The organism is Alteromonas alvinellae (genome assembly GCF_902705805.1).
This window is the reverse complement of record NZ_CACSIH010000064.1, coordinates 1-17720: the sequence shown is the minus strand read 5'-3', so window position 1 is coordinate 17720 and position 17720 is coordinate 1. Positions and strand designations below refer to the sequence as shown.

General features: G+C 44.4%; 22 protein-coding genes. 9 read left to right on the top strand and 13 right to left on the bottom strand.

The genetic code is table 11. The features are described from left to right. The first annotated feature begins 15 nt into the window (after positions 1-15). Positions 16-1086 carry a mechanosensitive ion channel family protein gene (locus ACX5KA_RS04615; protein WP_458730531.1) on the top strand — a complete coding sequence of 357 codons (1071 nt, stop codon included), beginning with the start codon at positions 16-18 and terminating at the stop codon, positions 1084-1086. A gap of 159 nt (positions 1087-1245) precedes the next feature. On the opposite strand, the gene ACX5KA_RS04610 is transcribed toward ACX5KA_RS04615, so the two are convergent. Both ACX5KA_RS04610 and murQ read right to left on the bottom strand, forming a co-directional pair. Then, the gene (locus tag ACX5KA_RS04610; protein WP_458730530.1) at positions 1246-2769 is read right to left on the bottom strand and encodes an exo-beta-N-acetylmuramidase NamZ family protein; all 1524 of its coding nucleotides are present in this window, start codon (positions 2767-2769) and stop codon (positions 1246-1248) included. Positions 2770-2787: 18 nt separating this feature from the next. Further along, positions 2788-3801, bottom strand: coding sequence for an N-acetylmuramic acid 6-phosphate etherase (gene murQ / locus ACX5KA_RS04605; RefSeq protein WP_458730529.1), 1014 nt, complete (start codon positions 3799-3801; stop codon positions 2788-2790). Between the two features lie 190 nt (positions 3802-3991). Between murQ and alr the strand changes: the two genes are divergently transcribed. After that, entirely contained in the window at positions 3992-5068 is a 1077-nt protein-coding gene (gene alr, locus ACX5KA_RS04600; RefSeq protein WP_039225023.1) for an alanine racemase, read from the top strand. Between the two features lie 425 nt (positions 5069-5493). On the opposite strand, the gene ACX5KA_RS04595 is transcribed toward alr, so the two are convergent. The 4 genes from ACX5KA_RS04595 to ACX5KA_RS04580 all read right to left on the bottom strand — a co-directional run bounded on the left by ACX5KA_RS04595 (position 5494) and on the right by ACX5KA_RS04580 (position 7535). Beyond that, entirely contained in the window at positions 5494-6219 is a 726-nt protein-coding gene (locus ACX5KA_RS04595) for a YitT family protein (protein WP_458730528.1), read from the bottom strand. Between the two features lie 222 nt (positions 6220-6441). Further along, a complete protein-coding gene (locus tag ACX5KA_RS04590) occupies positions 6442-6753 on the bottom strand; it encodes a hypothetical protein (protein WP_458730527.1) in 312 nt (103 codons plus the stop codon). A 92-nt stretch (positions 6754-6845) separates the two neighbouring features. Beyond that, positions 6846-7232 carry a VOC family protein gene (locus ACX5KA_RS04585; RefSeq protein WP_202941263.1) on the bottom strand — a complete coding sequence of 129 codons (387 nt, stop codon included), beginning with the start codon at positions 7230-7232 and terminating at the stop codon, positions 6846-6848. Positions 7233-7280: 48 nt separating this feature from the next. Continuing rightward, positions 7281-7535 (bottom strand): Rho-binding antiterminator, encoded by a 255-nt coding sequence (locus ACX5KA_RS04580; protein ID WP_202941262.1) that lies wholly within the window; start codon positions 7533-7535, stop codon positions 7281-7283. 357 nt (positions 7536-7892) lie between these two features. Here ACX5KA_RS04580 and ACX5KA_RS04575 point away from each other — a divergent pair, with 357 nt between their 5' ends. The 4 genes from ACX5KA_RS04575 to ACX5KA_RS04560 all read left to right on the top strand — a co-directional run bounded on the left by ACX5KA_RS04575 (position 7893) and on the right by ACX5KA_RS04560 (position 11900). After that, entirely contained in the window at positions 7893-9011 is a 1119-nt protein-coding gene (locus ACX5KA_RS04575; protein ID WP_014975544.1) for a TonB-dependent receptor, read from the top strand. Positions 9012-9030: 19 nt separating this feature from the next. Then, positions 9031-9828 carry a substrate-binding periplasmic protein gene (locus ACX5KA_RS04570; RefSeq protein ID WP_458730526.1) on the top strand — a complete coding sequence of 266 codons (798 nt, stop codon included), beginning with the start codon at positions 9031-9033 and terminating at the stop codon, positions 9826-9828. Between the two features lie 182 nt (positions 9829-10010). Then, the gene (locus ACX5KA_RS04565) at positions 10011-11282 is read left to right on the top strand and encodes an NRAMP family divalent metal transporter (RefSeq protein WP_458730525.1); all 1272 of its coding nucleotides are present in this window, start codon (positions 10011-10013) and stop codon (positions 11280-11282) included. Between the two features lie 147 nt (positions 11283-11429). After that, a complete protein-coding gene (locus ACX5KA_RS04560) occupies positions 11430-11900 on the top strand; it encodes a hypothetical protein (RefSeq protein WP_039219369.1) in 471 nt (156 codons plus the stop codon). 9 nt (positions 11901-11909) lie between these two features. Here the strand turns inward: ACX5KA_RS04560 and glyA are convergent, their stop codons facing one another. Next, positions 11910-13166: a serine hydroxymethyltransferase gene (gene glyA / locus ACX5KA_RS04555; RefSeq protein ID WP_458730524.1), complete on the bottom strand. Its 1257-nt coding sequence runs from the start codon at positions 13164-13166 to the stop codon at positions 11910-11912. Between the two features lie 171 nt (positions 13167-13337). Between glyA and ACX5KA_RS04550 the strand changes: the two genes are divergently transcribed. After that, complete coding sequence (locus ACX5KA_RS04550; protein WP_014978205.1) at positions 13338-14195, top strand: LysR family transcriptional regulator; 858 nt, start codon at positions 13338-13340, stop codon at positions 14193-14195. A gap of 90 nt (positions 14196-14285) precedes the next feature. On the opposite strand, the gene ACX5KA_RS04545 is transcribed toward ACX5KA_RS04550, so the two are convergent. The 6 genes from ACX5KA_RS04545 to ACX5KA_RS04520 all read right to left on the bottom strand — a co-directional run bounded on the left by ACX5KA_RS04545 (position 14286) and on the right by ACX5KA_RS04520 (position 17100). Beyond that, positions 14286-14615: a zinc ribbon domain-containing protein YjdM gene (locus ACX5KA_RS04545; RefSeq protein WP_014948132.1), complete on the bottom strand. Its 330-nt coding sequence runs from the start codon at positions 14613-14615 to the stop codon at positions 14286-14288. A gap of 24 nt (positions 14616-14639) precedes the next feature. Further along, entirely contained in the window at positions 14640-15095 is a 456-nt protein-coding gene (locus ACX5KA_RS04540) for a GNAT family N-acetyltransferase (protein WP_171338085.1), read from the bottom strand. A 67-nt stretch (positions 15096-15162) separates the two neighbouring features. Beyond that, the gene (locus ACX5KA_RS04535; RefSeq protein WP_458730523.1) at positions 15163-15576 is read right to left on the bottom strand and encodes a GNAT family N-acetyltransferase; all 414 of its coding nucleotides are present in this window, start codon (positions 15574-15576) and stop codon (positions 15163-15165) included. A gap of 47 nt (positions 15577-15623) precedes the next feature. Next, positions 15624-16412 carry a YwqG family protein gene (locus ACX5KA_RS04530; RefSeq protein ID WP_039219379.1) on the bottom strand — a complete coding sequence of 263 codons (789 nt, stop codon included), beginning with the start codon at positions 16410-16412 and terminating at the stop codon, positions 15624-15626. 116 nt (positions 16413-16528) lie between these two features. Further along, on the bottom strand, positions 16529-16822 hold the full coding sequence (locus ACX5KA_RS04525) for a HigA family addiction module antitoxin (RefSeq protein WP_458730522.1): 294 nt from the start codon (positions 16820-16822) through the stop codon (positions 16529-16531). Beyond that, a complete protein-coding gene (locus tag ACX5KA_RS04520; protein WP_039219384.1) occupies positions 16822-17100 on the bottom strand; it encodes a type II toxin-antitoxin system RelE/ParE family toxin in 279 nt (92 codons plus the stop codon). The genes ACX5KA_RS04525 and ACX5KA_RS04520 overlap by 1 nt, the downstream gene beginning before the upstream one ends. Positions 17101-17318: 218 nt before the next feature. On the opposite strand from ACX5KA_RS04520, the gene ACX5KA_RS04515 reads away from it, so the two are divergent. Together ACX5KA_RS04515 and ACX5KA_RS04510 are read left to right on the top strand one after the other, a co-directional pair. Next, positions 17319-17540 (top strand): TA system antitoxin ParD family protein, encoded by a 222-nt coding sequence (locus ACX5KA_RS04515; RefSeq protein WP_012518669.1) that lies wholly within the window; start codon positions 17319-17321, stop codon positions 17538-17540. After that, on the top strand, positions 17533-17720 hold a 188-nt coding region (locus ACX5KA_RS04510), incomplete at its 3' end, for a type II toxin-antitoxin system RelE/ParE family toxin (RefSeq protein WP_458730521.1). The genes ACX5KA_RS04515 and ACX5KA_RS04510, both read left to right, overlap by 8 nt.

Below are 17720 nucleotides of genomic sequence, written 5' to 3'. Positions count from 1 at the left end.
TCAAAAGGAAATACCGTGAATACAACAAATACATCAGGCGCTACGCAAACTTCATTAGTCGATTCGGTATTAAGTGCGTTGTTCCCTTTTGTTCCGCTCCTTATCGCTATTGTATTGGTAATAGGCACTCTCATCGCACTGCACTACCTTCTGCTAGCCAAACAGAGCCATCTTACCAGTGAGCAGAAATTACCGCGTCAAGTAGGAATGTTGGTACTTACTATCATTGGCGCTGTTGTAATTGCAATGACGCTCCCTGTAAGTGAGAGTACTAGAAATCAGGTCATTGCACTTATCGGCGTACTTATATCAGGTGTGATTGCCTTTTCTTCTACCACCATGGTAGGGAATTTGATGGCGGGGATCGTACTTCGTGTAAATCGTCCGTTTAAAGTGGGTGACTTTATCAAGGTAGAAGGCTACAGCGGTCGCGTTACCGAAATGGGCTTGCTCGATGTTGAAATTCAGACTGAGAGCAGAGAGCTTATTGCCTTTGCCAATACGCTGATGGTGAATTCACCCGTTTCTGTGACCAGAGCGTCTGGCGCAATTGTTAGTGTGGATATCAGCTTAGGCTACGATATTCATCACAGCATTATTGAAAAGCACTTACTTATTGCAGCTGAAAATGCCCAGCTGTCAGAGCCATTTTTACAAGTAGTTGGGTTAGGCGACTTTTCAGTAAGTTATCGCATTTCAGGTCTACTAACTGAAGTGAAGAGTTTGCTGAGCGCGCGCTCAAGGCTTCACAAAGCCGTACTCGACGTTTTGCATAATGCCGATATTGAAATTGTTTCTCCTAGCTTTATGAACCAACGTCCCCAGCCTGACGGTTTGAAAATGATAGCTAAATCGCCTGGACACACTAAGCAAGAAGAAGCATCGCCTGAAGACGTTATTTTTGACAAGGCTGAAGAGGCCGAGCAAAAAGAAAAAAGTAAAGAAACGTTGATGCAGACGATCGCCGATATTGATGCAAAAATCGCTGAGTGTGACGGCGAAAACAGAGATGAGCTTAAACATCAAAAAGCCACCGCCGAAGCTCAGCTCGCAGCTTTGGTAAAAACAAAAAATGAAGAAGGTTAGTTTTTACTAACTTTTTTAGCTTCAATTAAATCTGGGGCTATGCGAGTGTGAGTATTTACTTACACGTCGTGTGGTAAGTTTAGCATCGCTAACGCTTTCTCCACATCTACCTTAATAAGACACCTCAAATTCTCAAAGCTAAAGGTGTTTATCTGTACATCAATCCGTGTCTTCGTAAAGCAGGTATGCTTTTCGTTTTTCTCTAAAATTGCTTAACTCTTTCTGCCAACTCTGGCGAATTTCTGCAGGCGTTTTACCGGCTTGAATTTGATATCGTAGCGCATCGGTACCCGCTAATTTGTCGAAGAAATCTGGGCGAGTAAAGAAGGTTTCTTCAGAGGCATCACTGGCGCTGATCATCTTGTTATATTCAGAAAAACGAGAATAGGCATCTATCAATGTAGCGATATCTAAGCCACTAATTGGTGAGCGCTTGTGAGTTGTTTGCTTAGAGTCAGAGCCTTCAAAGATCGTAGGATCAGCATAAGAAAAGACATGTGCACTTAGCAGAGTATTTTCATGTTTAGGGTGGGGCGCTGCACTATTTGCATTTACCGGTATCTTGGTTTTACCAAACTCAACAAACGGGTGGCCAATAAGTTGGAAGGGAAAGTCAGTACCGCGACCTATACTCACGTCGGTGCCCTCAAAAAAACACAGCGTTGGGTACAGACGTATTGATAAATCGCTTGGCAGGTTAGGGCTAGGCGCTACGGGCAATGAATAATGTGCAGTGCGTTGATAATCCTGCACCGGGACAACGGTAAGCTTAGCGTTGTCATAACTGCTCGCGTCAATATCTAACCACTGTTCCCCCACAATCATTTGAGCAAGTTCGCCCAAGGTCATACCGTGTAAGACGGGAATAGGATGCATGCCAATGAACGACGAAAATTCAGATTGAAGTACTGGGCCGTCAACATAACGGCCGTTAGGATTTGGCCTATCTAACACGATAACGTCGATATTACGCGCAAAGGCCGCCTCCAACACATAGTGCAAGGTGCTTAAATAGGTATAAAAGCGTACGCCTACATCCTGAATATCGAAAACAATCACATCGATGCCATCCAACATGTCGGGGGTAGGCTTTTTGGTTGCGCCGTAAAGGGAGTGAATAGGTATACCGGTTTTAGCATCAATATTGCTATCTACTTTTTCGCCGGCGCCTTTGTCTCCTCTAAATCCGTGCTCCGGCGACATAATACTTACAACATTAACACTGCGTTGAAGAAGGGCATCAAGCAGATGCTGATTGCGCTGGCTTGTCTTTATCTTATTTTTTTGTGCAGCCAAGCTGTTGCTCGATTCGCGCTCTTCAGGCTCAACCGTGCTAGAAGGCAATGCGCTGTGGCTCGAAACCAACGCGCTTTGGTTTACCACCAAACTAACCCGTTTACCTGCTAGCAAGGGCAGGTATTTCGAATAGCGTTCAGCGCCTACAGTAAACTGCTTGGTGCTTGATACGGGCTGCTTAGTCCCTAGCGCAGGTTGCTTGTTTATTAATGTTGAGTGATTCGCAGGGCCATCAGTATCACTTGTATATACATGTGTAGATAAGCTTTGTTGTGCACAGCCGTTAAGCGATAAGCTAATTAATGCTAGAGAAAGTACAGCAATGAATGCGCTTGACGTTAGGCGTCTGAATACCTTGCTCAATGTGACCGAAGTTAAAACCTTCATAGCATTAGTTTACCGTGGTTATTCGCTTTTATTCACGGCGGAACGTAAATACCCACCGCTAGCATCTAATTGAGCGGTGGCCTGCTCGGCAGATTGCCCGGTTAATACCATTAAAATAGCAACTTTAGCTTTGTTATTACACGCACTAAGCGCAGCTAAAGCAACATTTTCACTGCAGTCCGTAGCCTGCATAACAATGCGAAGCGCACGGGCTTTTAGTTTTTCGTTAGTGGCATTCACATCTACCATTAAGTTTTGATAGGTTTTCCCCAGCTTAATCATTGTGCTGGTGCTAATCATATTAAGAATTAGCTTTTGCGCCGTACCCGACTTCATGCGCGTACTGCCAGTAAGTGCCTCAGGACCAACAACTGGGCATATAGCTACATCAGCATGGGTAAAAATAGCGGCGTTAGGGCTACATGCAATAGCGCCGGTAAAGCAGCCAAGCGAACGGGCATATTCCAGTGCGCCACTTACATAGGGTGTACGACCGCTTGCCGAAATACCAATAACGGTATCGTTGTGGTTTAAGGACAGCGCTACAAGATCAGCACGCCCCGCGTCGACGTCATCTTCTGCACCTTCTACGGCGTGCTGAATGGCTTTTTCACCGCCAGCTATCACGCCAACAACCAGTTCATCAGGCACGCTAAACGTGGGGCGGCACTCTACCGCATCAAGTATGCCCAGCCTGCCGCTGGTCCCCGCGCCTATATAAATAAGCCTGCCACCATTTTTAATGCTAATGGTTGCAGCATCCACCGCTTTTCCAATTTGCGGAATTTGCGAGGTAACTGCGTTTGCCACTTTCGCGTCTTCGTTGTTAATGCGGGCAAGAATGCCTTCCGTGCTTAGCGTGTCTATATCGAGGGTGTCTGGGTTTCTGCCTTCTGACACAATTTTATTCAGTGACTGGGCTAATTCGTTAACGGTGGGTTTCTTACCTGCCGCTTGATTGTCAGTACTGACTGTATTTTTAATACTGGCGTTGGCGGATGATTCTGAAGTAGAAGAATTGTGCGAAGACATTGAAAACCTTGGGGCAACGAAATTGTGATAATGAGCTAGCGCAAAGCATAACGGTATTTTATGCCATAAGAAACCTTGCGTTAGATGGTACGTTTTTCATTATTAATCCTGCGCAGCTAATACGCTTCTCGTGGTACACTTTGGCTTTCGATATTCTTTCTCATTAAACATTTAAGGAACGTGTTTTTCTGTGAGCCGACAAACGCAAGCTATCATTCATGCTGATGCCCTTTTACATAATTTTAAAGCCCTTGCTGCTTTAGCGCCCTCAAGTCAGTCTATGGCGGTAGTAAAGGCCGATGCTTATGGTCATGGAGCAGTAAATGTAGCGCGCATTCTTCAGCATGTTTCTTCGCGTTTTGCCGTAGCAATAATTGAAGAAGCCATAGCGCTTCGCGACGCGGGAATTTCTGCGCCTATTGTGGTGTTAGAAGGGGCACATCAGGCAAAAGAGTGCCAAATGGCATTTCAGCATAACTGTATATTAGTTATGCACTGCGAAGAACAGCTTACGTGGTTAGAAAGCTGCCCCGAACAGCAGCGCCCGCATATTTGGCTTAAAGTGGATAGCGGCATGCACCGGTTGGGTTTTGCCCTTTCCGATATCGAAGGGATTGCTGCTAAGTACAATCATTTACTTAGCGAGCAAACGGTTATTGCTACGCACTTTGCGTGCGCTGACGATGTAGATAATAATTTTACCAACACGCAAATCGATGCGTTCAATCAAGTAGCGAGTAAATTGGACTTGCCAACCAGCGTGGCTAATTCTCCCGCCACGGTAAACTGGCCTGCAAGTCGAAATGCTTGGAACCGTTTAGGTGTGGGGGTTTATGGCGGTGCCGTTTCTACCTCACAAAATCTCGACATTGAAATCTACCCTGCCATGACACTTCGCTCCAGTGTATTAGCGGTACGAACCATACCGGCAGGCGAGGGAATTGGTTATGGTCAAACCTGGGTAGCAAGTAAGCCCAGCAAAATTGCAACCGTTGGCATTGGTTATGCCGATGGCTATCCAAGACACTGCAAAAACGGTACGCCGGTAATGATTAGAGGTAAACGCGCCTATTTAGCTGGCCGCGTTTCTATGGACATGATCACAATCGATGTAACTCATATCGACAACGTCGCGGTGGGCGATGAAGTTGAGCTCTGGGGGCAGAATGTACCAATTCAGGAAGTTGCAGCTAATGCTGACACTATCGACTACGAATTAATGACCCGCGTTTCTCAACGGGTGCCGCGCATTGTAAAATACCTTTAACTTTCAAAGCAGTGCCAATTTGGCCAATCTTTATATAAGTTTTAATAAAGCACTATTCATTAAAAGAATGAGACTTTTACCCCCATTTTGAGCCTATACTGTATCGGCTTGGTTGCGGGATTGCGGTGAATGTTTCGCCTCCAACTGTGCTGAGCAACAACTCATAAGTGAGGTTTGTATGCGTACTTCGTTTTCTCGTCCAAGAGTGAACCGTGGAGTAGTAAGTCGACCGTCAAGACCTGTTCAGAAGAAGCAATAGGTTTGTTGTAGGCGTCTAGGGATACAAATAAAAGATACAAGAAAGCCCGGTTAGGTTGTGCCTAACCGGGCTTTTTATTTGTTGCCTTAATCATCGCTGCTGTCTCTTTTTGAGGGGAGTAACAGCGAAAATTTATGACCGAATGGCAAAGACTGGCTGAGTAAATTTAGCCGTTTTGTGCGCGAAGCTCGCTGTCTAAGCACTGTTCTAGGCTGTTTTCAGCACGATTTTCCATGTGATTGGTATCGGCGTTGTTTGACTCAGCGTTTGCCTTTTTTGATTCAGATTCGCCTTGCACTGGGAAGTAACGCTCTGGTCTATGGTTAAGCGAAATAACCATGTTCAAACAAAATGCCGCTAAAATTGAAATTAGCACTAAAGGCCAAGTGATGAAAAACAGAGCACTAAGTAATATACAGCTATCTACGGTTAGCTGGAATGTACCGGCTCTAATATTGAAACGCTGTTGTAAATAGAACGCCATAATACCAACGCCACCAAGGCTTGAGCTATGACGAAACATCATCAGCATACCTACACCAATTAAAATACCGCCAAATACCGCCGCGAAAAATGGATTTACGTGGCTAATATCCACAAACGCTGGAATTTGCTCAGTTAGTACAGAAACCGTGGTGACGGATATAAAGGTGTTAATGGTGAAACGCTTGCTAATTTGCGTCCAAGCTAGGGTGTAAAACGGTAAGTTAATCAGAAAGAATAGCAAGCCGAAGTCCATATCTACGGCATAAGTACCTAACAGCGCTAAGCCTGCCGCGCCACCTACCATTAAGTCTTGAGACTGAAATAAATATACGCCAAAAGCAACAAACAAGCCGGCGCTTATCAGGGCGAAAACATCCTCGATGACACTGTGTTTTGTTTTTTGCATAAGAAAAAGTTTGCGTTAAGAAGACACTGCGTAATTATACGTTTACAACACAGTAGGTTACAGCGAGATGAAAAGTTAACTCGGTGCGATAAATGGCGGAAGGTAAGTTTGCCTTTACGACTTTTAGCGCACCGGTGAATGGGGTGTTGCGTCGATGTAAACGTTGCACCAAGCTGGTTCACATAAAACGCAAAAAGTAGAGGAAGCTGCTAGGGATTTTGATTACTCAACAATAGAGAATACAACGGTATCTTGCTTATTAAACTCTACACTGCATTTCATAATGCCTAAGTGTAGAGGGCTATATGCTTCAATTTTGCTGCCATTTGCAACAAACTCTGTATCCCACAACAATAAGTTTGCAGTATCTAGCTGGCGTTCGACAATTTTTTTCGATACGCCAGGCGTAAAATTATCGCAGAGAATTATGACTTCGCGCCTTGCTTCTATCCAATAAAACGTCGTAGTGATCAACAGTGCTATTGCCGCTATTGCAACAACATCAGCAATAATGGAACGCTTCATGGCCTGCACGTGCTACTTCTCCTTTACTTCCTTACACTATTTACTTAAAACCTTGCCGCAAAAAATATCGCAACGACAAGGCGCACTTATATAAAGTGCAATTAGGTGGTTTGGATCAAATCCCACTTATTGCCAAACTTATCTCTAAAGATGGCTACCGTACCATACACTTCTTCCCGAGGGGTTTCTAAAAATGCCACCCCTTTGCTTTGCATGGCATTGAAGTCGCGCCAGAAGTCGTCAGTATTCAAAATTAAAAATACTTTATCGGCGGCTTGGCTGCCAATGAGTGCCATTTCTGTGTCATTTTTTGCTTGTGCCAACAACAGGCTCGTAGCACTGTGTGGTGGGGTTACCAGAACAAAACGCGAGTTTTCGCCGGTTATTTTGTCTTCGGTCAAGGTAAAGTTTAAAACCGTGGTGAAGTATTCAATGGCACTGTCGTAGTCGTCTACAAAAAAAGTAATGGCCGAGAGGTTTTGCGTCATAAATCAGGATCACTTTGAAAGTTAAGCTAAGTTAGCTGCGCATACTACCTAAAAGCTGACTGAGCTGAAATGCGGGTTGTCAGTTATTGCATGAAGTTGAGCGATTTCATTAAGCGCAATATTTTGCTTGGTTTTGTCGATGGACATTTGGATACACTCTGTGGCTACGTCGTTGCGTTTATCGATAACTGTGGTCAGTGCTGTACCCTTTATCGTATTCCCGTCTTTTAATACCACGCTCACTTCAAGGTTATACATACAGGCAATTTCGATGTAGTCGTAAAGCTGACACGAAATATTCATTTAATTCTCCAACTTTTCACTGTGGTTAAATTAAAACACTGCTTAATTTCTAGGTAAGGCCCGAAGTTCACAGCAAAAATTTCTGCATCTATCGTGCATTCATCACAGTTCGCTTTTCACATAACACAGCGGATGTTTAAATGCCGTCGCCTGCCGGGGGGCGCTGCTATTCATGCAAGGAACAACACAGACGTCAGACCTTAACAAATGATCTTTTTTTAAGGTTTGCTCAGTATTGTTAGTACTGAAGGATTTATTTTGGTGCGCGATACACCTAAGCGCTTGAACGCCCCTCATGTTTCTTAGAGGCATTTTTTAGCAAAGGGTTCCCGCCAAAAATTCAATACAGGAACAGTAATGAACAAGCTACTATCCGCATTTTCTTTAGTTTCAATAGCCTCGTGCACTTCAAGCTTCGCAAATGCCGACGAACTTCCCTTTAATTTGAGCGGTCATGTTAGGGTTAACTACGGGCATCAAGACTGGCAAATTCCCGAGTTTAGAGATGGTTTCGAATTTGAATCATTCAAACTTGGCGTGTCGGGTGAGTCAGATCAATTTAGCTATAAAGCCGAATATCGATGGTACGAAAACACCGACTTCGACACAGTAAGGTTCGCCGACCTGACTTATCATTTCGATGAGCAAACCGAGATTACAGCAGGTATAACCCAAACCCCGTTTGGTTTGCAGCCCTTTGCCAGTAACAACTTTTGGTTCTCGGTAAATTATTATCTTGGCTTCGAAGATGATTACGATGCTGGGGTGAAAATAAACCATGATTGGGGTAACTGGGATTTTCAAGCCGCCTATTTTATGAACGACGAGTACAACGATGCCGCTGAGTTTGGGCGCTATTCGTTCGACGTGGCGGACGACGGTGAATATCGAAATAAAGAAGACGGCCAATACAATTTACGTGCTAACTACACGGCAAACTTTATTCGCGGAGGCACTACCGATATTGGCGTGTCTTACCAATACGGCAACATCTTAAACCTGGATACCCTGGACGATGGTGATATGAATGCCTATGCCGTGCATATGCGCCATACCCAAGGCGACCTCAAGGTCGAACTGCAGTATATCGATTATGAATACGATTTGGCTGCACCAGAAGGGCAAGCGGACGATCGCATAGCGCTATCCTCTTTCACCTTCCCGTTCTTAGCCGCGGCCGACGGTAAAACCTATTCAGCAAACCTTGTGTACTCTGTGCCTTATAAGTTTACTCACATAGAGTCACTTACTTGTTACTCAGAGTACAGCGTGGCAAAAGGTGAAGGAAGTGAAGGGAAAAACTCGTCGCAGTGGATAAATGGCTGTAGCTTTGGCTGGGATAAATTGTTTGTATATGTAGATAGTATCCAAGGCAAAAACATGTGGTTCTCAGGCGGCCCGGGCGTGGGACTCGACTTAGGTGGTAGACAAGAAACTACCCACCGCCTGAACATAAACCTTGGTATTTACTTCTAATCACTAACAGGACTTTGACATGCGATTACTATTAATAGCGACATTTATACTAGCGCTAGTTCCAATGCAAAGTTTTGCCCATGCGTGGATGAAACTGCGAATAGCGACCACAGAGTATGCCCCTTATACGTCAACTGACATGCAGCACGACGGTTATATCAATCACATTATCGCTGATGCGTTTTTAGAAACGGGCGTTGTGGTTGAGTTTGTCTCTTTACCCTGGGAAGAAGCGCTTGAAGCAACGCTAAAAGGCGAATACGATGCCATTTCATACGGCAACTTTGTGCGCGCCCGGGAAAGTGAGTTTTTCCACAGTAACCCTATTAGTGCGGAAAGCTTGGTGTTTTATGTTAATGCTGAAAAGGGCCCTGACACTTGGGCTGAATTAAGCGACTTAAAAGACCTAAAGATGGGCGTAACAGAAGGGTATTTATACAACGATGAACTTGCCGCTTACATTAAAAGCAGCAGTAATGTTGTGGAAAGTGCCACAGACAAAGACAATTTACAGGCGCTAATTGACGGTAAAATTGACGTTTTTCCCATTGATGAGTTAACCGGATGGTATTTACTTCAACGCGATTTCACCAGGGGAGAGCGTAGAGATGTTATGCCTATCAAGCCGTTTATTTCTACCGTCACCACACATTTATTAGTACCTAAAGGGCAAGGGGACAGTCAGCTTATTCTGTCTTTATTCAACAAAGGGTTAGAAGAATTGACGCTGGACGGGAAGTTAACTCGCTTCAAACGTCTTTTGAAAGAAGGCTATTATCAGCATCCTAAGAAAAAAGTGAATTTCGACCGACGCTAACGTAAAGCTTTGCATCAGTCGCAAACGAATTCTCAAACTTTTTAAATCTAAAACCCGGTAGCGAACCAACAGCTGTTCGCTACCTTTATGCTTCTCATACTTCCATCGCTTACTGTCTTTTCTGCGGATTATTTAACTGATATGGTTAACGGCTATTTTCTAATGCCCATTTAGAGGTTGCCTTGTCGTACAAAGCTGAAACATCGTTCGTTGCCCGATTTATAGCCCTGCTAAAATTGCTCGGCCCAGGTGTGCTTATGGCGACGGCGGCAGTAGGTGGGAGCCACCTAGTGGCATCCACTCAGGCAGGTGCAAAGTTCGGCTGGCAATTAGCGCTGCTCATACTGCTGGTAAACCTACTTAAATATCCGTTTTTCAGGGCTGGCGTTAGTTACACTATCAGCACTAAACAAACCTTGCAGCAAGGTTATTTAGGCATGGGAAAACGGTATCTAGCCATTGCCTTGTGCTTAAATACTATCGCCTCGGTAGTTAATGCTGCGGCACTTTTGCTGTTTGCTGCAAGCTTATTGTCTTACTTTATCCCTTTCGATATTGCCATATCACTGTCTGCATCAGTCGTTTTAGCACTCATACTACTCATATTATTAGCAGGGCATTTTGAAGGCCTGGACAACATTGCCAAAGGTATAATGGGGGTGCTTGTAGTCGCAACACTTGCTGTATTTATTGTTGCCCTTAGCAACTACACCGCACCGGTCATTCCCACTGATTCGCAACCCTCTCCATGGACACTCGCCACCTTAGGCTTTTTAGTGGTGACGATGGGATGGATGCCTGCACCAATTGAAATCTCCTCCATTACCTCTCTTTGGTTAAAGCGTCAGTGCAAAGACCACGCGGTTACGCCTAAATCTGCGCTCTTTGACTTTAATTTAGGGTACGGGGTTACGGTTGTTCTAGCGTTATTGTTTTTAGGGTTAGGCGCATTAATCTTATATGGTAGCGGCACCGAGTTGAGTACAAGCGGCATTGGCTTTTCTCATCAGCTTATCAGTATGTACTCATCCACCATTGGGCAGTGGGCGCACTTGCTTATCGCTGTTGTCGCCTTTCTTTGCATATTCGGCTCGGCGTTAACCGTTTATGACGGCTACGCTCGGGTAGTCGCTGAAGCGATAGCGTTACTGTTCAACAAAAACAAAGCGGCCCGTACTAAACTTGTTACGCCAGTTTTACTGTTCATGGCAGTATTCAGTTTTATTATTGTGCTTTTTTTCAAGTCTGCGTTATTGGCCATGCTAGGCTTTGCGATGACGCTGGCCTTCGTCACGACGCCTATGTTTGCTTGGCTTAACCATAGGCTAGTGGCGCGAACTGAATTACATAAAGATGCCGCCCCCAATATTGCTGTAAAGCTACTCAGTTATTTAGGCTTAGTTTATTTGTTTGGCTTTCTAATGGTGTTTATCTGGTGGAAGTGGTTTAGCTAGTCACTTCCTACCGTAACGAGAGCGCAGAGCACTTTAGGTGCTGCACATGTCTCGCTTTAGTAAATTAGTTTAATTACGCGCACTTATGCGAGCTCCAGCGCAATACTCATCTATACTATAGATGACATCGTTTGAGGAGTTCGCAGCTTGGTGCTTGGCAAAAAACTATTTCCTTCCACCCTTTTATTATGGGGTAAGCGTATCATGCTGCTTTCGCTTGTGAGTGCGGCAATGTGGGGCTGTTCAAAAGAACCGCAGCAAACTATCCACTGGCACAATGCTTACGATATTGAGCGCGAACTTCATCTTTTAGGGCAGCAGGAAGATCCGCGAGAAATTTACAGGCGGTTACAAGGAATGAAGCAGCAAGCATCGCTCCAATTGTCGCAACTGCGTCAAACAGGGCGACACGACCCGCTATTTATTGAATGGCTTGAGTCATTGAGAATAAGTTTGTCTCTAGCCCCGCTTTACGGCAACACAATCGAGACTTGTAACGTGTGGCAGAACGCCATGGAAGAGGCATGGGGTGCAAGAATCAGCAATTTTAACGAGCGAGCTAAACTCGTGTGGCGGGTAATGGTGGCTACCTGCAACGCACGAGTTCGCTCTGTATAGTACTAGGTTTTACTCGGTGTAAACGGGGCGAGCCGCGGTTAGCGTTGCCACTTTATCTATCACTTGCTGTACTACTGCATTGTCTTCTGGCGCTGTTAACACATCACAAATCCAGTGGGCTAATTGAGCACAGTCTTCTTCTCTAAAATTGCGTGAAGTGACCGCAGGTGTACCAATTCGAATACCACTTGTAACGAATGGCGACTGCGGGTCGTTGGGTACTGTGTTCTTATTTACCGTTATATTCACGCTATTTAATATCGCGTCGGCTTCTTTCCCCGTTATTCCTTTGCTTACAAGACTTAGCAGGAACATGTGGTTGTCGGTTCCATTAGATACTACGTCAAAGCCACGCTTCATAAACACATCAGCCATAGCTTGTGCATTAATGACTACCTGCTTTTGATAAGTGCGGAATTCCGCTGTCATGGCTTCTTTAAGCGCTACCGCTTTTGCGGCAATAACGTGCATAAGTGGGCCACCCTGAATGCCAGGGAAAATTAATGAATTGAATTTCTTCTCAAGCTCGGGGTTTGACTTACACATAATAAGCCCGCCACGAGGGCCACGTAGTGTTTTATGGGTAGTCGTAGTCACCACGTGAGCCGCGTTAATTGGCGAGGGATAAACACCGGCCGCAACAAGGCCTGCAACATGTGCCATATCTACGAGTAAATACGCGCCCACGCTATCAGCGATGTCTCTAAACTTCTGCCAGTCGACCACGCGAGAGTAAGCAGAAAAGCCCGCTACAATCATTTTTGGTTTGTGCTCTTTAGCCAACGCTTCTACTTGGTGATAGTCAATCTCACCAGTTTCTGTGTTCAAACCATACTGAATCGCGTTGTATAGTTTTCCTGAAAAGTTAGGCTTTGCACCGTGTGTGAGGTGCCCACCGTGATCAAGGCTCAACCCAAGAATGGTATCGCCAGGGTTTAATAGCGCCATATAAACTGCAGTATTCGCTTGAGAGCCAGAGTGAGGCTGCACATTCACATAGTCAGCTTCAAACAATGCTTTAGCTCTGTCGATAGCAAGCTGTTCTACTTTGTCCACCGCCTCGCAGCCACCGTAATAGCGCTTGCCCGGATAGCCTTCTGCATACTTATTAGTTAGCTGACTGCCTTGCGCCTGCATAACAGCTTTGCTGGTGTAGTTCTCCGATGCAATCAGTTCAATATGATGTTCTTGACGTTCGTTTTCTTGCTCAACAAACGCTGCGATATCTGGGTCTTGTTCGTGAAGGTGCTGGTTAAGTGGGTTCATGCTGGCTCCTAAATGTCATTATTTTGTATCTGATACTAGGAGTGTAAAAAGAATAAATAAAATTAATAAAAAATATGGCATTATAATTTTATTAAATGGTCTTGTGGGCAAGTCTGGTACTAGCAAGGCAAAACAGCAGGCATAGCTAATAGAAAGGTGTAGAGCAAAATAATGAAAAACTTATCGATAGATTTTCTGCGTTCGTTCGTGCTTATTGCACAGACGGGTAGCTACACACAATGTGCCGAGCAGCTTCAGCGCACACAGCCTGCCATTAGCTTACAGATAAAAAAACTAGAAGAAATGATTGGGGAAAAGCTATTTTCCCGCGACAAAAATCGCTTGGCACTAACTGGTGCCGGCAGTCGCTTATTGTCGTATGGTGAAAAGATAGTGGCACTTAACGATCAGGCGATGGCCGAATTCGGCAAACCGCAGGTTACGGGAAATATTCGATTAGGCATTCCCAGCGAATTTAGTACAACGCTTATGCCTAAAATTATTCGACGGTTCACGCAAACCTATCCGGAAATATCGCTAGAGGTGCATTGTGCGCTAAGTAAAGACTTACTTAGTGAGCCGCTTAAAAGCCAGTTCGATTTAATTCTCTCACTACAAGAAACACCAGATCCTCAGCAAGACGGCTACATCATTTCAGATCAACTGGTATGGGTGGGGAGTCAGCGCTTTGTAAACAGTGTGCCTGCTAAACTGCCTATTATTGCTGCACCGTCGCCATGTATTTACCGCAAGCGAGCAACCAACCTTTTATCGGCCATCAAAAAACCGTGGCAGGTGGTGTATACCATTGCCGACTTAAACGGCATACAGACGGCCATTAACGAAGGGTTGGGTATAACCGTTCTTGCAAAAAGTTCGGTGCCGCCTGGTCTACACGTTCTATCTAATTCAGAAAGTTTACCCGAGCTTGGGCATGTGGGTGTTTGTTTAGTTAACCCTCAGAAAGTGTCATCGAAAGCGATTAGCTTGCTCACTGAAACCATCACCAACGAAGTCGCAAATTTTTAACAGGAAATAGCAGGGGATAGCTAGCGCGCTTGCTAAACAACAACAAGGCAAGCGCACCGAAAGGAGTAACAGCTTTTCAATAAAGGCCGTCTATGCCTTTTTAACAAACTGTGCCGTTAGCATCATTTCACCCGCGCCATCTACTTTACAGTCTAGCTGGTGGTCTTTGGCATCTTTTACGTGTCGGATAACGGCTTTGGTGCCAATTTTAAGTACCAACGAACTGCCTTTTACCTTCAAATCTTTTGCTAGCGTAATTTTGTCGCCGGCGACTAACGGTGTTCCGTTGAAGTCTTTTGCTGAGACTTCCTCTTCTACCTCGTTCGGGTTCCACTCGTGTCCACATTCAGGGCAAATAAGTAGAGGCTGATCTTCGTATACATATTCTGATTGGCAATGCGGGCAAGGAGGTAACGACATGTGGAATTCTCTTAAAGTACTAAATTAAAGCGCTCGGGTCATAAAGTGGCTGTTGGGATCGATTGAGTAACTGCCAAATGGACCGCAATCAACAAAGCCAAACTTTTTGTATAGGGTTCTGGCCGCTAAAAAGTAGTCTTGCGTTCCCGTTTCTAAACTTACCGAACTGAACCCCTTCATTTTCGCATGTTCTAGGGCAAAAAGTAATAACTGAGACGCTACCCCGCAACCTCTGAACGGTTTGGCGGTGTGCATAGATTTTAGCTCGGCGCTATGTGTATCAAGGGTTTTAATAGCGATGCAGCCCGCAAGCTGTTGCTGCTTCCAGCCACTAAAAAAAGTAATGTTCGAAGCTTTTAGTGCTTCAACATCTAATGCATGTACGCTCTCAGGTGGCGATGTAGCATACATTTCATACAAATGCTCTTCTAAAAGCGCTAGAACTTCTCCTCCGGTGAGATCATCAATAATAATCTTCATTTGCTTTGGCCTTTAGGTATATTCTGAGTAGACGGCGGTACAAGCCTGTTTGCTACGTGCTTAAGGGTTAAGTCATGTTAAAAAAGCGGTCGTCTTCACTTTTAATGACAAATCCCACTTTTTTATAAAGCGAAACTGCAGGGCTAACTTTGAAAACTCGTAGTTCAAGCGAGTTAATATTGGCCCCTAACGCAAGTCTTTCTGCTTCTTCAATGGCAGCACTACCTATGCCTTTGTTTTGGGCGCTGGGTATGACCTGAAGGTCGCGCAATATACAGGTGTTACCGTCGTATTGAAGGCGCATAACCCCCACCGTTTCGCTGTCTACTTGAATGTCGTAATTAATGAGCTCTGCGGTAACTCCAAGTACTTTGTCGGCGTCCCAATCAGGCGCAAACTGAGCGTAATAATCGCGCATGTTATTAAAGGTAAACTCAGCAGCACGCTGTAAGTTTAAACTTGGTAAAAAAGTAAGTTTCATAATGCGCTAGTTGTTTTTTATTCTTTTTAAACAGCTTGTTAGCCATTTTAGCTACATTGTAAAATCAACCATGGCTTGGAGAAATCACAATTTCTAGTATCGCTTTCTCGCACCCAAAAATACAGCATCCCCATATCTCCCCACATTGCTCCTATTTCATCATCAGAGTCAAATTGTAAAAGTAACTTCCAATCGAGTAATTCACGTCTTAGCTTTTCAGCTTCCTTGGAGTTGTAGCCATCAGAGTTACCACAATAAACACCTCCGCTAGCTAACTGGCAGTCCTCTTCCATTGAATCTCCTTGAATAGGACTTGGAAAACCACCAATTTGATGCCGTGGTTTATTGCCGAAATGTTCATCGATAAAATCGTAATACTTATCCTCATCATTCTCTGAAATTCCAAGAGCTTCAAAATCCAGGCTTTGACCGTCGGGATAGCTAATAAAGCTCTTAGATTTAACGTATTTGATTGGCGGAGATAAGTACTCTAAATCAAGATCATCTGGCAATTCAGATGGGTATAAATCGGAATCACCATTTTCGTATAGCGTTGCCCAACCACCAATATCTTTAGGATCAAAGCCCCAAGGCCACTCCTCTAGATCATAGAAAAATAAAAGTCTACCTGTTTGAGGTAGCCAATCTATTTCTTTGTTTGAATTGATTTCCTTTAAGTCTAATTGTCCGATGAACCCTAGAGGTTTGTCATTTTTCCGAGGCCAGTCAAACTTTGCTCCAACTAACGGTTTCCCACCAAGAAAACTCGATGTACGTTTATCAGAGTTCACTAGGCGTAAACATTTTTGACCCAAAGCTAGAACTTTTTCATTCATTCTTCTGACAACTCCATTTGATGGCTAACTTTTAAATAACCGGCGCAGGCGCATGGGCTATAATGACGAAGCCGCCCTGCGTGTATGCGTCCCAGCGAAGCGACTTAATTTGATTGTTAGGTGGCATGCAGATCTATTGGCTGCACGTTATCTAAATTGATATTTTGCTTTGCTTGCCAAAGTTCATAGTTGTCTTGCATACTAAGCCAACTCTCAGGGCTGCGACCTAATACCTTTGATAGCCTTAATGCCATTTCTGGCGTTACTGCACTTTTTCCCTTAACGACACGATTGAGTGTTGAAGCGGCAACACCCAGATGGGTCGCAAGTGCCCTGCAACTTATGCCGTGTGGTTCCATGTAGATGGACTCAATAAATTCACCGGGATGTGCTGGGTTATGCATATTCATTAGTGATAATCCTCGTAATTTAAGATGTAAGCATTACCATCCGTGAACTCGAAAGTTACTCTCCAGTTGCCATTGACTGATATCGACCAAATGTTTGACCTTCCTCCCTTAAGTTGATGTAGAGAAAAGCCTGGTAGATTTATGTCATCGATATCTTGTGCGGTATGGATAGCAGCTAACTGCATACGAAGTTTTTTCGCATGCTTAGTCTGTATGCCTGAAGTTTTCCCTTTTTCGAAAAAGAGCTTCAGACCCTTATGTTTAAATGACTTAATCATAGGAAGAGCGTAGCGTATTGCGCAACGCGGTGCAACTTGGCGCCTAACACCCGCATAACGGGCAAAATACGTAGGCTACAATACTAAGCGAAGCGCAGGGAGCCTAAGTGTTTTTGTCCCTAGCGAGCGCAGCTAGTGTTAATGCGTTTGTTATACGCAATTTGCCACACCTGTAGCGCATTGCTACAATGTGGTGACGAACCATTAGGAGACATGCTATGGCAACCGCGAGCGTAAGACTAGACCAAGATCTAGTTGAGAAAGCTACAATTATGGGCAAAGCACTAAACCGAACTATGCCAAAACAGATAGAGCATTGGGCTAAGATAGGTGAAATGATGGAAGATAATCCAGATTTGCCTTACGAATTCGTAAAACAGGCAATTATTTCCAAAGCTGAAAAAGAGGCAGGAAAATTGGAGCCTTACGATTTTGGCTAAAATTACCAGTGTTTTACAAACAGCTAATTTTAAGAGAGCAGTAAAAAAGTTACATCAGAATCAGAAAAAAGACTTGGATAAAGCTGTTAAGGAGCTAATGGCCGAGCCTCTTCTAGGCGAGCAGAAAAAAGGCGACCTAGCCTTTCTTCGTGTGTACAAATTCAAGATGGTCAAGCAGTC

What these genes read in the sequence shown, in the direction of transcription:
- ACX5KA_RS04530 (WP_039219379.1), bottom strand. Translation starts at nt 16,412, where the DNA reads ATGAATGAAAAAGTTCTAGCTTTGGGTCAAAAATGTTTACGCCTAGTG.
- ACX5KA_RS04525 (WP_458730522.1), bottom strand. Translation starts at nt 16,822, where the DNA reads ATGAATATGCATAACCCAGCACATCCCGGTGAATTTATTGAGTCCATC.
- ACX5KA_RS04535 (WP_458730523.1), bottom strand. Translation starts at nt 15,576, where the DNA reads ATGAAACTTACTTTTTTACCAAGTTTAAACTTACAGCGTGCTGCTGAG.
- ACX5KA_RS04520 (WP_039219384.1), bottom strand. Translation starts at nt 17,100, where the DNA reads ATGATTAAGTCATTTAAACATAAGGGTCTGAAGCTCTTTTTCGAAAAA.
- ACX5KA_RS04585 (WP_202941263.1), bottom strand. Translation starts at nt 7,232, where the DNA reads ATGACGCAAAACCTCTCGGCCATTACTTTTTTTGTAGACGACTACGAC.
- glyA (WP_458730524.1), bottom strand. Translation starts at nt 13,166, where the DNA reads ATGAACCCACTTAACCAGCACCTTCACGAACAAGACCCAGATATCGCA.
- ACX5KA_RS04515 (WP_012518669.1), top strand. Translation starts at nt 17,319, where the DNA reads ATGGCAACCGCGAGCGTAAGACTAGACCAAGATCTAGTTGAGAAAGCT.
- ACX5KA_RS04545 (WP_014948132.1), bottom strand. Translation starts at nt 14,615, where the DNA reads ATGTCGTTACCTCCTTGCCCGCATTGCCAATCAGAATATGTATACGAA.
- ACX5KA_RS04575 (WP_014975544.1), top strand. Translation starts at nt 7,893, where the DNA reads ATGAACAAGCTACTATCCGCATTTTCTTTAGTTTCAATAGCCTCGTGC.
- ACX5KA_RS04580 (WP_202941262.1), bottom strand. Translation starts at nt 7,535, where the DNA reads ATGAATATTTCGTGTCAGCTTTACGACTACATCGAAATTGCCTGTATG.
- ACX5KA_RS04595 (WP_458730528.1), bottom strand. Translation starts at nt 6,219, where the DNA reads ATGCAAAAAACAAAACACAGTGTCATCGAGGATGTTTTCGCCCTGATA.
- ACX5KA_RS04570 (WP_458730526.1), top strand. Translation starts at nt 9,031, where the DNA reads ATGCGATTACTATTAATAGCGACATTTATACTAGCGCTAGTTCCAATG.
- ACX5KA_RS04540 (WP_171338085.1), bottom strand. Translation starts at nt 15,095, where the DNA reads ATGAAGATTATTATTGATGATCTCACCGGAGGAGAAGTTCTAGCGCTT.
- murQ (WP_458730529.1), bottom strand. Translation starts at nt 3,801, where the DNA reads ATGTCTTCGCACAATTCTTCTACTTCAGAATCATCCGCCAACGCCAGT.
- ACX5KA_RS04610 (WP_458730530.1), bottom strand. Translation starts at nt 2,769, where the DNA reads ATGAAGGTTTTAACTTCGGTCACATTGAGCAAGGTATTCAGACGCCTA.
- ACX5KA_RS04550 (WP_014978205.1), top strand. Translation starts at nt 13,338, where the DNA reads ATGAAAAACTTATCGATAGATTTTCTGCGTTCGTTCGTGCTTATTGCA.